This is a genomic window from Ramlibacter tataouinensis, assembly GCF_027941915.1.
GTDB classification, from domain to species: domain Bacteria; phylum Pseudomonadota; class Gammaproteobacteria; order Burkholderiales; family Burkholderiaceae_C; genus Ramlibacter; species Ramlibacter tataouinensis_C.
Genome location: NZ_CP116009.1, coordinates 111,398 through 124,602, shown reverse-complemented (window position 1 = coordinate 124,602; position 13,205 = coordinate 111,398). Strand labels below are relative to the sequence as shown.

The following is a 13,205-nucleotide window of genomic DNA, read 5'->3' as shown; positions in this document are numbered from 1 at the left end:
GTCGGCCTTCCCAGGCCGACGATGGCGTCAGGGCGGCGGCAAGGCCCCTCAGGCCGACGCCCCGGGCTTGCCCGCCTGGATCATGCGCATCGCCGAGGCGATCAGGGTCGAGACCTCGCTCATGTTGGCCGGCACGATCAGCGTGGTCTGCGACTCGTTGGCCACGTTGCGGAAGGCGTCCACCGCCTTCTCCGCCACTTCCAGCTGCACCGCCTGGTCGCCGCCGGGCTGGCGGATGGCTTCGGCGACCTTGCGGATGGCTTCGGCCTTGGCTTCGGCCACCGCCAGGATGGCCGCCGCCTCGCCCTGGGCCTGGTTGATCTCGGCCTGCTTCTCGCCTTCCGAGCGGGCGATGAAGGCCTCGCGCTCGCCGGTGGCGATGTTGATCTGCTCCTGGCGCCGGCCTTCGGAGGCGGCGATCAGGGCGCGCTTTTCCCGCTCGGCGGTGATCTGCGACTGCATGGCACGCAGGATCTCGGCCGGCGGCGTCAGGTCCTTGATCTCGTAGCGCAGCACCTTCACGCCCCAGTTCAGCGCCGCCTCGTCGATGGCCTGCACCACTTGCACGTTGATGATGTCGCGCTCCTCGAAGGTCTTGTCCAGCTCCATCCGGCCGATGACGCTGCGCAGCGTGGTCTGGGCCAGCTGCGTGATGGCCACCACGTAGTTGGACGAGCCGTAGCTGGCGCGCATCGGGTCGGTCACCTGGAAGTACAGGATGCCGTCGACCTGCAGCTGGGTGTTGTCGCGGGTGATGCAGACCTGGCTGGGCACGTCCAGCGGGATTTCCTTCAGGCTGTGCTTGTAGGCGACCTTGTCGATGAACGGGATCAGGAAGTTCAGGCCGGGCGCCAGCGAGGCGTTGTACTTGCCCAGCCGCTCGACCACCCAGGCGTGCTGCTGCGGCACGACCTTGATGGCGCGCACCACGAAGATGACTGCGATGACGAACAGGACCAGTGCGATTTCCATGCTTTCTTCTCCTCCGGGGGGTAACGGGTTCAGGCTTTCTCGACCACGAGGCGGTTGCCCACCACCTCGCGCACGCGGTGCAGGCCGGCCACGGGGATCTCGCCGGGCAGGTGGGAGACGGTCCAGCTGGCGCCGCGGTAGCGCACCTGGGCGGTGCCGTCGGCCTGCCAGCGCTCGACCATCACGGTCTCGCCGACGTCCAGGTTGACGTCGCGATTGGCGCCGGCCGGCGGGGCCGCCGGGAGGCTGCGGCGCACGGCGTAGCAGGCGGCCACGGCGCCGCCGCCGACCACCGCCGCCGTGACCAGCTGCGCCGGCATGCCGAAGCCGGCATGCGCGGCCAGCGCGCCGGCGGCCAGGCCGATGGCTCCCATCAGCAGGTAGAAGGTGCCGGTGACCAGCTCGGCGGCCACGGCCGCCCCGGTCAGCAGCCACCACAAGGTCGATTCGGTCATCTGCGCCTCCTGTCTCCTGGCTCGTCCTTTGCCGCGATTGTCGTCGCAAGGGCGGCCGTTGCCCGGCCGAGTGCGCAATGCCGCCTTCGGCGCGCTCAGGCTTCGACGAAGGGATTGCCCGATTGCATACACTTCGCGCCTTGTTCGTCCGCCCGGTGCCGGGAGTCACGCATGAAGTTCCGCTTTCCCATCGTCATCATCGACGAAGACTACCGGTCCGAGAACACCTCGGGACTGGGCATCCGCGCCCTGGCGCAGGCCATCGAGGCCGAGGGCATGGAGGTGCTGGGCGTCACCAGCTACGGCGACCTGTCGCAGTTCGCGCAGCAGCAAAGCCGCGCCAGCGCGTTCATCCTGTCGATCGACGACGAGGAGTTCACCACCTCCGGCCCCGACGAGGCGCCGGCCGTGCTGAACCTGCGCGCCTTCATCCAGGAAGTGCGGCGCAAGAACGCCGACGTGCCGATCTACATCTACGGCGAGACCAAGACCTCGCAGCACCTGCCCAACGACGTGCTGCGCGAGCTCCATGGCTTCATCCACATGTACGAAGACACGCCGGAGTTCATGGCCCGCCACATCATCCGCGAGGCCAAGAGCTACCTGGAGGGGATCCAGCCGCCGTTCTTCAAGGCGCTGCTGGACTACGCCGAGGACGGCTCCTACTCCTGGCACTGCCCGGGGCATTCCGGCGGCGTGGCCTTCCTCAAGAGCCCGATCGGCCAGATGTTCCACCAGTTCTTCGGCGAGAACATGCTGCGCGCCGACGTCTGCAACGCGGTGGACGAGCTGGGCCAGCTGCTGGACCACACCGGCCCGGTGGCGGCCAGCGAGCGCAATGCGGCGCGCATCTTCAACGCCGACCATTGCTTCTTCGTGACCAACGGCACCAGCACCTCGAACAAGATGGTGTGGCACCACACGGTGGCGCCGGGCGACGTGGTGGTGGTGGACCGCAACTGCCACAAGTCGATCCTGCACTCGATCATCATGACCGGGGCGATCCCCGTGTTCATGAAGCCGACGCGCAACCACTTCGGCATCATCGGCCCGATCCCGCAGAGCGAGTTCACGCCGGAGGCGATCAAGGACAAGATCCGCGCCAACCCGCTGCTGGCGGGGGTGGACCCGGAGCAGGTCAAGCCGCGCATCGTGACGCTGACCCAGTCCACCTACGACGGCGTGCTGTACAACACCGAGACCATCAAGGGCATGCTGGACGGCTACGTCGATGCGCTGCACTTCGACGAGGCCTGGCTGCCGCACGCGGCCTTCCACCCGTTCTATGGCAGCTTCCACGCCATGGGCAAGAAGCGCCCGCGGCCGGAGAAGTCGCTGGTCTACGCCACCCAGTCCATCCACAAGCTGCTGGCCGGCATCAGCCAGGCCAGCCACGTGCTGGTGCAGGACGCCAAGACCAACAAGCTGGACCGGCACCTGTTCAACGAGGCGTACCTGATGCACACCTCGACCAGCCCGCAGTACTCGATCATCGCCAGCTGCGACGTGGCCGCCGCGATGATGGAGCCGCCCGGCGGCACGGCGATGGTGGAGGAAAGCATCATGGAGGCGCTGGACTTCCGGCGCGCCATGCGCCAGGTCGACCAGGCCTACGGCAAGGACTGGTGGTTCAAGGTCTGGGGCCCGGACAAGCTGGCCGAGCAAGGCATCGGCCGCGCCGACGACTGGATCATCAAGGGCGAGGCGCGCACCGCCAAGTGGCACGGCTTCGGCAACCTGGCCGAGGGCTTCAACATGCTGGACCCGATCAAGTCCACCATCGTGACCCCGGGCCTGGACCTGAACGGCAAGTTCGCCAAGACCGGCATCCCGGCGTCGATCGTGACCCGCTTCCTGGCCGAGCACGGGATCATCGTGGAGAAGACCGGGCTGTACTCGTTCTTCATCATGTTCACCATCGGCATCACCAAGGGCCGCTGGAACACGCTGCTGACGGCGCTGCAGCAGTTCAAGGACGACTACGCGCGCAACCAGCCGATGTGGCGCATCCTGCCGGAGTTCTGCGCCCAGCAGCCGCGCTACGAGCGCATGGGCCTGGCCGACCTGTGCCAGCACGTGCACGAGCTGTACGCCAAGTACGACATCGCCCGGCTGACCACCGACATGTACCTGTCGGACCTGACGCCGGCCATGAAGCCCAGCGACGCCTTCGCCCACATCGCGCACCGCAAGACCGAGCGGGTCGAGATCGACGAGCTGGAGGGGCGGATCACCACCTCGCTGGTGACGCCGTACCCGCCGGGCATCCCGCTGCTGATCCCGGGCGAGGTGTTCAACAAGAAGATCGTCGACTACCTGAAGTTCTCGCGCGAGTTCAACGAAGCCTGCCCCGGCTTCGAGACGGACATCCACGGCCTGGTGGAGGAGGTCGGCGAGGACGGAAAGCGGCGGTATTACGCGGACTGCGTGAAGGGCTGACGACCTTCGCCCCCGCGCAGGCGGGGGCCGTGGGGACTTCCCGGCACTTCCGTGTCATCCCGGCGAAGGCCGGGATCCGCCTCCCGACGTAATACCCTGCGCAGGAGGTGGATGGCGGCTCAAGGCCGCCATGACACCTCTTATTCCTCGACCGCGATCGCCGTCTGGCTGAAGCCGCCGTCGACGTAGCTGATCTCGGCCGTCACGCCGGACGCCAAATCGCTCAGCAGGAAGGCGGCCACGTTGCCGACGTCCTCGATCGTCACGTTGCGGCGCAGCGGCGCCGCCTTGGCGACGATGGACAGCAGCTTGGAGAAATCCTTGATGCCGCTGGCCGCCAGCGTCTTGATCGGGCCGGCGCTGATGCCGTTGACCCGGATGCCGCGCGGCCCCAGCGAGCCGGCCAGGTAGCGCACCGACGCCTCGAGCGAGGCCTTGGCCAGGCCCATGGTGTTGTAGTGCGGCACGATGCGCAGGGCGCCCAGGTAGCTCAGCGTGAGCAGCGAGGCGTTGTCGGTCAGGTAGGGCAGGGCCGACTTGGCCATGGCCGGGAAGCTGTAGGCGCTGATGTCCTGCGCGATGCGGAACGCCTCGCGCGACAGGCCGTCGAGGAAGTCGCCGGCGATCGCCTCGCGCGGGGCGAAGCCGATGCTGTGCACGAAGCCGTCGAACTTCGGCCAGCGGGCCGACAGGTCGGCGAACAGCTTGTCGATCTGTGCGTCGTCGCTGACGTCGCAGTCGAACACCAGGTCGGAGTTGAACTCCGAGGCGAACTCGACGATCCGGTCGCGAAAGCGCTCGCCGACGTAGCTGAAGGCCAGTTCCGCGCCCTGCTGGTGGCAGGCCTTGGCGATGCCGTAGGCGATCGAGCGGTTCGAGAGCACGCCCGTGATCAGGTATTTCTTGCCGGTGAGGAAACCCATGGGTCTTGTCGTGGGAAAAAGTCGGCAGAATTGTCTCATGCGGGATTGGCTGGTACTGCTGGCATGCATGGCGGCGGCGCCTTCCTGGGCCGCCCACGCCTATGCGCAGTTCGGGGACATCAAGTACCCGCCGGACTTCAGCCATTTCGCCTACGTCGATCCGAAGGCGCCCAAGGGCGGCGAGATCCGCATGGTGCCGCCCACGCGGCCGACCAATTTCGACAAGTTCAACCCGTTCACGCTCAAGGGCACCGAGCCCTACGGCATGGCCGCGCTGATGTTCGACAGCCTGCTCACGGGCAACTTCGACGAGCCGACCACCGCCTACGGCCTGCTGGCCGAGGACGTGGACGTGGCGCCCAACCGACTGTCGGCCACCTTCCGCCTGCGGCGCGAGGCGCGCTTCCATGACGGCAAGCCGGTGCTGGCCGCCGACGTGGTGCACTCGTTCCGCACCCTGATCAGCGAGCAGGCGGCGCCGCAGTACCGCACCATCTACCAGGAAGTGCGGCGCGCGGTGGAGGTCGATGCGCGCACGGTGCGCTTCGATTTCGCCTCGCCCAACCGCGAGCTGCCGCTGATCGTCGGCGGCATGCCGGTCTTCAGCCGCGACTGGGGCAAGGGCAAGCCGTTCGACCAGGTGGTAATGGAGGTGCCGATCGCCTCCGGGCCCTACCGCATCGCCAACCCGCAGCTCGGGCGCGACGTCACCTACGCGCGCGACCCCGGCTACTGGGCCCGCGACCTGCCGGTGCGGCGCGGCCAGTTCAACTTCGACCGCGTCAGCTTCAAGATCTACCTGGACGAGACCGCCCGCTTCGAGGGCCTGAAGTCCGGCGAGTTCGACTTCATGCGCGAGTTCACCTCGCGCAACTGGGCGCGCCAGTACAAGGGCAAGCAATTCGACAGCGGCGAGCTGAAGAAGGCGACCTTCGAGAACCGCAACCCGGGCGACTTCCAGGGCTACGTGTTCAACATCCGCAAGCCCAAGTTCCAGGACATCCGGGTGCGCCGGGCGCTCGGGCTGGCGATGGACTTCGAGTGGATGAACCGCCAGCTGTTCTACGGCCTGTACAAGCGCGTGCAGGGCTACTTCCCGAACAGCGACTTCCACGCCGAGGGCCTGCCCCAGCCCGACGAGCTGGCACTGCTGGAGCCGCTGCGCGACAAGCTGCGGCCCGAGGTGTTCGGCCCGGCGCCCGTCCCGCCCAGCACCGCGCCGCCCGGCAGCCTGCGCGACAACCTGCGCCAGGCCCAGCGGCTGCTGGCCGAGGCCGGCTGGACCTACCGCGACGGCGCCTTGCGCAACGCCCAGGGCGAGCCCTTCGTCATCGAGTTCCTCAACGACCAGCCCTCCATCGTGCGCATCGTCGCGCCGTTCGAGCAGGCGCTGGCCAAGCTGGGCATCCGGTTCGTCTACCGGCAGGTCGACTTCTCGCTGTCCAAGGAGCGCATGGACCGGTTCGACTTCGAGCTGACCACCCGGCGCATCCCGGGCATGCTGGCGCCGGGCGCCGAGCTGCTGGAGTACTTCGGCTCCAACGCCGCCAAGACCAACGGCTCGGCCAACTACTGGGGCATCGCCGACCCGGCCGTCGACGCGCTGCTGCAGAAGGTGGTGCAGGCCACCACCCGGCCCGAGCTGAGTGCGGCGATGCGCGCGCTCGACCGGGTGCTGTCGCACGGCCACTACTCGATCCCGCAGTACTACAGCGGCGCCTTCTTCATCGGCTACCGGGCGCAGCGCTTCGTGCTGCCGCCGGTGGTCCCGCCGTACTACGAGGCCGACACCTGGGCACTGGCCACCTGGTGGGCCTCGCCGGACAATCGCGGGTCGCCATGACGGCCTACATCCTCAAGCGCCTGCTGCTGATGATTCCCACCCTGCTGGGGGTGCTGCTGGTGACGTTCGCCATCGTGCAGTTCGTCCCGGGTGGGCCGGTGGAGCAGATGGTCGCCCAGCTGCAGGGCCGCGATTCGGGCGGCGAGCGGGCTGCCGCCAGCGGGGCCGGCTACCGCGGCCGGCAGGGCATCGATCCGCAGCGCATCGAGGAGATCAAGAAGCTGTACGGCTTCGACAAGCCGGCGCACGAGCGCTTCTTCCAGATGCTGGGGCAGTTCGCCCGGTTCGACCTGGGCCGCAGCTTCTACCAGCACAAGGACGTCTGGCAGCTGGTCAAGGAGAAGCTGCCGGTGTCGATCAGCCTGGGGCTGTGGACCTTCTTCCTCAGTTACCTCATAGCCGTGCCGCTGGGCGTGGCCAAGGCGGTGCGCGCCGGCACGCGCTTCGACTTCGTCACCACGCTGGTCGTGCTGGTGGGCTATGCGATTCCGGGGTTCGTGCTGGGCGTGGCGCTGCTGGTGGTGTTCGGCGGGCAGTTGCAGTGGTTTCCGCTGCGCGGATTGACCTCGGCCAATTGGGAGCAGCTCAGCCTGGCCGGCAAGGTCGTCGATTACCTGTGGCACATCGCGCTGCCGGTCACGGCCATGGTGTTCGGCAGCTTCGCCGTCACCGCCATGCTGACCAAGAACTCGTTCCTGGAGGAGATCCGCAAGCAGTACGTGCTGACGGCCCGCGCCAAGGGGCTGGACGAGCGGCGGGTGCTGTGGAAGCACGTGTTCCGCAACGCGCTGATCCCGATCATCACCGGCTTCCCCTCGGCCTTCATCGGCGCGTTCTTCACCGGCTCGCTGCTGATCGAGACGCTGTTCTCGCTCGACGGGCTGGGCCTGCTGTCGTACGAAAGCGTGATCCGGCGCGACTACCCGGTGGTGCTGGGCACGCTGTACCTGTTCACGCTGATCGGGCTGTTCACGAAATTGATCAGCGATCTTTCCTACGTGCTGGTAGACCCTCGTGTCAAATTCGATTAACCCCCCCGAAGCGGCCGCCGGCCGCCTCCCCCCCGGGGGGGCGCCACCAGGGGACCGGCGCAGCCGGATCCCCGGTGGCACTGGAAGTGCCGCCGCGACGCCCGCGCGGGTGGCGGCGCCGGTTTCCGTTTCACCCAGCCGCCGCGCCTGGCAGCGCTTCCGCCGCAACCGCCTGGGCTTCGTCAGCCTGCTGGTCTTCTCGGTGCTGGTGGTGCTGAGCCTGTTTGCCGAGGTGCTGTCCAACGACAAGCCGCTGCTGGTGCGCTACGAGGGCAGCTTCTATGTGCCGGTGCTGCGCGACTACCCGGAGACCGCGTTCGGCGGCGACTTCCACACGCCGGCCGACTACCTCGATCCGTTCGTCCGCCAGCAGGTCACCTCCGGCGGGAACTGGGCGATCTACCCGCCCAACCCCTACGGCCCCAGGACGCTGAACTACTTCGCCAGCAACCCCAACCCGGCCGCGCCCTCGGGCGAGAACTTCTTCGGCACCGACGACCGCGGGCGCGACCTGCTGGCCCAGCTGATCTACGGCTTTCGCGTCAGCGTGCTGTTCGGGCTGGCGCTCACCGCCATCGGCGTGGTGGTGGGCGTGCTCACCGGCGCGGTGCAGGGCTTCTTCGGCGGCAAGACCGACCTGGCGTTCCAGCGCTTCATCGAGATCTGGGGCGCGATGCCCGAGCTGTACCTGCTGATCATCTTCTCGGCGATCTTCGCCCCCAGCGTGGCCCTGCTGCTGGTCCTGCTGTCGCTGTTCGGCTGGATGGGGCTGTCCGACTACGTGCGGGCCGAGTTCCTGCGCAACCGGCAGATGGACTACGTGCGCGCCGCGCGGGCGCTGGGGGTGGGCAACGGCCGCCTGATGTGGAAGCACATCCTGCCCAACAGCATGGTGCCGGTGGTGACCTTCCTGCCGTTCCGCATGAGCGCGGCGATCCTTGCGCTCACATCGCTGGACTTCCTCGGGCTGGGGGTGCCGCCGGGGACGCCGTCGCTGGGCGAACTGCTGAACCAGGGCAAGGCCAACCTGGACGCCTGGTGGATCTCGATTTCGACTTTTGCCGTGCTGACCGTGACTTTGCTGCTGCTCACGTTCATGGGCGACGCGCTGCGCGACGCGCTGGATCCGCGGAAGGCGGGGGCGTGAGCCGCGACCTCCTCGACGTCCGCAACCTGCGCGTCGCCTTCGGCGCCAAGGAAGTCGTGCATGGCGTCGATTTCCGCATCGGCGAAGGCGAGAAGCTGGCGCTGGTGGGCGAATCCGGCTCGGGCAAGACCGTGACGGCGCTGGCGCTGCTGGGCCTGGTGCAGAACGCCAGCGTCACCGGCTCGGCCCGCCTCGCCAACGTCCGGGCGGAAGGCCGCACCGTCGACCTGCTGCAACTGCCCGAGCGCGAGCTGCTGGGCATCCGCGGCGACGACATCGCCATGATCTTCCAGGAGCCGATGACGGCCCTGAATCCGCTGTTCACCGTGGGCGACCAGGTGGCGGAGGTGCTGGAGCTCAAGCAGGCGCTCGGCCGCCGCCAGGCCTGGGACGCCGCCGTCGAGGCGCTGGCGGCCACCGGCATCCCCGAGCCGGCGCGGCGCGCGCACAGCTTCCCGCACCAGCTGTCGGGCGGGCAGCGCCAGCGCGCCATGATCGCCATGGCGCTGGCCAGCCGGCCGCGCCTGCTGCTGGCCGACGAGCCCACCACCGCACTCGACGTCACCCTGCGCGCGCAGATCCTGGGCCTGCTGGACGACCTGCAGCGGCAGGCCGGCATGGCGGTGCTGCTGATCACGCACGACCTGAACCTGGTGCGCAAGTTCGCCGACCGGGTGGCGGTGATGGAGAACGGCCACCTGGTCGAAGCCGGCACCGTCGAAACAGTCTTCCAGCACCCGGAACACGCCTACACCCGCAAGCTGATCGACAGCCGCCCCGTGCGCAACGTGGAGGAGGGCGGCCCGCCGGAGCCGCCGGTGATGCAGGCACGCGGCCTGCAGGTGGCCTACCCGGTGCCGATCCCCGGCGTGCGCGGCTGGTTCCGGCGCGGCGAGTTCATTGCGGTCCAGGGCGCGGACTTCGCCATTCCGGCCCAGCGCACGCTCGGCGTGGTCGGCGAATCGGGCTCCGGCAAGTCCACCCTGGCGCTGGCGGCCCTGGGCCTGATCCCCCATCGCGGCGGGCTCGACGTGGTCGGCCGCCAGTGGCGGCGCGAAGCCCGCGCCGACCGGCCGGTCCGGCGCCAGGTCCAGGTCGTGTTCCAGGATCCGTTCTCCTCGCTCTCGCCGCGCATGACGGTGGAGGAGATCGTCGGCGAGGGCCTGCTGGTGCACGAGCCGCAGCTGCCGCGCCCGGCCCGCCGCGAGCGCGTGCTGGCCGGGCTGGCCGAGGTCGGGCTGACGGAGGACCAGTTCCCCGGCCTGCTGGACCGCTACCCGCACGAGTTTTCCGGCGGCCAGCGCCAGCGCCTGGCCATCGCCCGGGCCCTGATCGTCGGCCCGCAGCTGCTGGTGCTGGACGAGCCGACCAGCGCGCTGGACGTCACCATCCAGAAGCAGGTGCTGGGCCTGCTGCAGCGCCTGCAGCGCGAGAAGGGACTGGCCTACCTGCTGATCACCCACGACGTGGACGTGATCCGCGCCATGGCGCACGAGGTGCTGGTGATGAAGGACGGCCAGGTGCTGGAATCCGGACCGGTCGATGCCGTGCTGGACCGCCCCTCGCACGGCTACACCCGGGCGCTGGTGGCGGCGGCCGCCTGACGCCATGCCGCTGCACGCCCGGCCGACGCCGATCCCGCCCGAGGACGTCGAAATCATCGCCATCCGCGCCCAGGGCGCCGGCGGCCAGAACGTCAACAAGGTGTCCAGCGCCGTGCAGCTGCGCTACGACATCCGGGCCTCCTCGCTGGCGCACGAACACAAGGCGCGGCTGCTGGCGCTGCCCGACCGGCGCATCACCCGCTCCGGCGTGCTGGTCATCAAGGCCCAGGTGCATCGCAGCCAGGAGCTGAACCGTGCCGAGGCCTGGGAGCGGCTGCAGGAGCTGGTGGACAGCGTGGCCGAGCCGCCCCACGTGCGCAAACCGACGCGGCCCCCGGCTTCGGCCGCGCGCCGGCGGCTGGCCGACAAGCGCCGGCGCGCGGAAGTCAAGCTCAGCCGCTCGGGGCAGGATCTCTGACCGTCATCCCGCGAAAGCGGGGATCCACCGCAACGCGGGGGCGCCAGGCGCTGCGCACGGTTGAGGCTGGATACCTCCAACTGCACGGACCCAGCGAAGAGCTGGCTGGGCCGGGAGGACGGCCACACGAAAAACTCGCCGGTCTCCAAGTTGCACAGACACGCCTGCCACGGTACAATCTTTGCTTCACGACCAAAGGACGGGCGGGTAATCACCGGCCCTTTTTTTTTGCTTGCCGCGACAAGCACTTGCGCGAATCGCGGCAAGCCGGGTCGTTTTACTTCAGGGAATGACGCAAAAAACCGTGGCGCTGCACGACATCGCCCAGCAGACCGTGACCGGGCTGGGCTACGAGCTGGTGGAGATCGAACGCTCCGCCGGTGGTCTGCTGCGCGTGACGATCGACCTGCCCTGGCAGCCGGGGGCCGACGAGGCCTTCGTCAACGTCGAGGACTGCGAGAAGGTCACGCGCCAGTTGCAGTATGCGCTGGAGGTCGAGGGCATCGACTACAGGCGGCTGGAGGTGTCATCGCCGGGGCTGGACCGGCCGTTGCGCGATGAGCGCGACTTCGAGCGCTTCGCCGGCGAGATGGTGGACATCACGCTGAAGGCGCCGGTGGGCGCGGCGGGAGCAGGCCAGGTGGCGGCCAACCGCAAGAAGTTCCGCGGCCGGCTGGGCCGGGCCGACGGCAACTGGCAACTGGTATGGAGCGACGAGCCGGAGCGCAAGCCGGGCCAGCGCGTCAGCCGCAAGAAGGAGCCGGCGCCGCTGCAGGCGATCGGCTTCACGCTGGACGAATTGAAGGAGGCGCGGCTCGCGCCGGTGGTTGACTTCAAGGGGCGGCGCCCCTCGGAGAGGGGCTAGGAGAAAGAAGATGAACCGCGAACTGTTGATGCTGGTGGAAGCGATCTCGCGCGAAAAGAACGTCGAGCGCGACGTGGTGTTCGGCGCCGTCGAATCGGCGCTGGCCCAGGCCACCAAGAAGCTCTACGAGGGCGAGGTGGACATCCGGGTGGCGATCGACCGCGACAGCGGCGACTACGAGACCTTCCGCCGCTGGCTGGTGGTGCCGGACGACGCCGGCCTGCAGAACCCCGACGCCGAAGAGATGCTGATGGACGCCCAGGACCGGGTGGCCGACGTCGAGCCGGGCGACTACATCGAGGAGCCGGTCGAGTCGCTGCCGATCGGCCGCATCGGCGCCATGGCCGCCAAGCAGGTGATCCTGCAGAAGATCCGCGACGCCGAGCGCGAGATGCTGCTGAACGACTTCATGTCGCGCGGCGACAAGATCTTCGTGGGCACCGTCAAGCGCATGGACAAGGGCGACGTGATCGTCGAGAGCGGCCGCGTCGAGGGCCGGCTGCGCCGCGGCGAGATGATCCCCAAGGAGAACCTGCGCAACGGCGACCGGGTGCGCGCCATGATCATGGAGGTGGACCTGACGCTGCGCGGCGCGCCCATCATCCTGTCGCGCGCGGCGCCCGAGTTCATGATCGAGCTGTTCCGCCAGGAAGTGCCCGAGATCGAGCAGGGCCTGCTGGAGATCAAGAGCTGCGCCCGCGACCCCGGCAGCCGCGCCAAGATCGCCGTGCTGTCGCACGACAAGCGCGTCGACCCGATCGGCACCTGCGTCGGCGTGCGCGGCACCCGCGTCAACGCCGTCACCAACGAGCTGGCCGGCGAGCGGGTCGACATCGTGCTGTGGTCCGAGGATCCGGCGCAGTTCGTGATCGGCGCGCTGGCGCCGGCCAACGTCAGCTCCATCGTGGTCGACGAGGAGAAGCACGCGATGGACGTGGTGGTCGACGAGGAGAACCTGGCCATCGCCATCGGCCGCGGCGGCCAGAACGTCCGCCTGGCCTCCGACCTGACCGGCTGGAAGATCAACATCATGGACGCCAACGAATCGGCCCAGAAGCAGGCCGAGGAGTCCAGCGCCATCCGCGGCCTGTTCATGGAAAAGCTGGACGTCGACGAGGAGATCGCCGACATCCTGATCGCCGAGGGCTTCACCAGCCTCGAGGAAGTGGCCTACGTGCCGATCCAGGAGATGCTGGAGATCGAATCGTTCGACGAGGAAACCGTCCAGGAGCTGCGCGCCCGCGCCAAGGACGCCCTGCTGACCATGGAGATCAAGCGCGAGGAGAGCGTCGAGGAAGTCTCGCAGGACCTGCGCGACCTCGATGGCCTGAGCCCGCAGCTGATCGGCCAGCTGGCCGAGGCCGGCGTGCACACCCGCGACGACCTGGCCGACCTGGCCGTCGATGAATTGACCGAAATCACGGGGCAGACGGCCGAAGAGGCCACCGCCCTGATCATCAAGGCGCGCGAGCACTGGTTCACCGGCGCTGCGGCGGCACAAGAGTAAA

The 13,205-nt window shown here is 68.5% G+C and carries 11 protein-coding genes; 8 read left to right on the top strand and 3 right to left on the bottom strand.

Annotated features, from left to right (window positions below):
• Positions 1–48: 48 nt before the first annotated feature.
• Positions 49–972 carry an SPFH domain-containing protein gene (locus tag PE066_RS00560; RefSeq protein WP_271234629.1) on the bottom strand — a complete coding sequence of 308 codons (924 nt, stop codon included), beginning with the start codon at positions 970–972 and terminating at the stop codon, positions 49–51.
• A 29-nt stretch (positions 973–1,001) separates the two neighbouring features.
• A complete protein-coding gene (locus PE066_RS00555) occupies positions 1,002–1,427 on the bottom strand; it encodes an NfeD family protein (protein WP_271234628.1) in 426 nt (141 codons plus the stop codon).
• 171 nt (positions 1,428–1,598) lie between these two features.
• Here PE066_RS00555 and PE066_RS00550 point away from each other — a divergent pair, with 171 nt between their 5' ends.
• The gene (locus tag PE066_RS00550) at positions 1,599–3,866 is read left to right on the top strand and encodes an arginine/lysine/ornithine decarboxylase (RefSeq protein WP_271234627.1); all 2,268 of its coding nucleotides are present in this window, start codon (positions 1,599–1,601) and stop codon (positions 3,864–3,866) included.
• Positions 3,867–4,006: 140 nt separating this feature from the next.
• Here PE066_RS00550 and fabI read toward each other — a convergent pair whose 3' ends face one another.
• Positions 4,007–4,789, bottom strand: coding sequence for an enoyl-ACP reductase FabI (fabI, locus tag PE066_RS00545; RefSeq protein WP_271234626.1), 783 nt, complete (start codon positions 4,787–4,789; stop codon positions 4,007–4,009).
• A 37-nt stretch (positions 4,790–4,826) separates the two neighbouring features.
• On the opposite strand from fabI, the gene PE066_RS00540 reads away from it, so the two are divergent.
• From PE066_RS00540 to nusA, 7 genes are all read left to right on the top strand, one after another.
• Positions 4,827–6,632 carry an extracellular solute-binding protein gene (locus tag PE066_RS00540; protein WP_271234625.1) on the top strand — a complete coding sequence of 602 codons (1,806 nt, stop codon included), beginning with the start codon at positions 4,827–4,829 and terminating at the stop codon, positions 6,630–6,632.
• Positions 6,629–7,663, top strand: a complete 1,035-nt coding sequence (locus tag PE066_RS00535) for a microcin C ABC transporter permease YejB (protein WP_271234624.1) — start codon at positions 6,629–6,631, stop codon at positions 7,661–7,663. Before PE066_RS00540 ends, PE066_RS00535 begins: the two co-directional genes overlap by 4 nt.
• Positions 7,664–7,772: 109 nt before the next feature.
• Positions 7,773–8,810, top strand: a complete 1,038-nt coding sequence (locus PE066_RS00530; RefSeq protein WP_271234623.1) for an ABC transporter permease — start codon at positions 7,773–7,775, stop codon at positions 8,808–8,810.
• On the top strand, positions 8,807–10,414 hold the full coding sequence (locus tag PE066_RS00525; RefSeq protein ID WP_271234622.1) for an ABC transporter ATP-binding protein: 1,608 nt from the start codon (positions 8,807–8,809) through the stop codon (positions 10,412–10,414). Before PE066_RS00530 ends, PE066_RS00525 begins: the two co-directional genes overlap by 4 nt.
• A gap of 4 nt (positions 10,415–10,418) precedes the next feature.
• Positions 10,419–10,832, top strand: a complete 414-nt coding sequence (gene arfB, locus PE066_RS00520; RefSeq protein WP_271234621.1) for an alternative ribosome rescue aminoacyl-tRNA hydrolase ArfB — start codon at positions 10,419–10,421, stop codon at positions 10,830–10,832.
• A 304-nt stretch (positions 10,833–11,136) separates the two neighbouring features.
• Positions 11,137–11,697, top strand: a complete 561-nt coding sequence (rimP, locus tag PE066_RS00515; RefSeq protein WP_271236644.1) for a ribosome maturation factor RimP — start codon at positions 11,137–11,139, stop codon at positions 11,695–11,697.
• A gap of 10 nt (positions 11,698–11,707) precedes the next feature.
• Positions 11,708–13,204, top strand: coding sequence for a transcription termination factor NusA (gene nusA, locus PE066_RS00510; RefSeq protein WP_271234620.1), 1,497 nt, complete (start codon positions 11,708–11,710; stop codon positions 13,202–13,204).
• Position 13,205 lies beyond the last annotated feature (1 nt).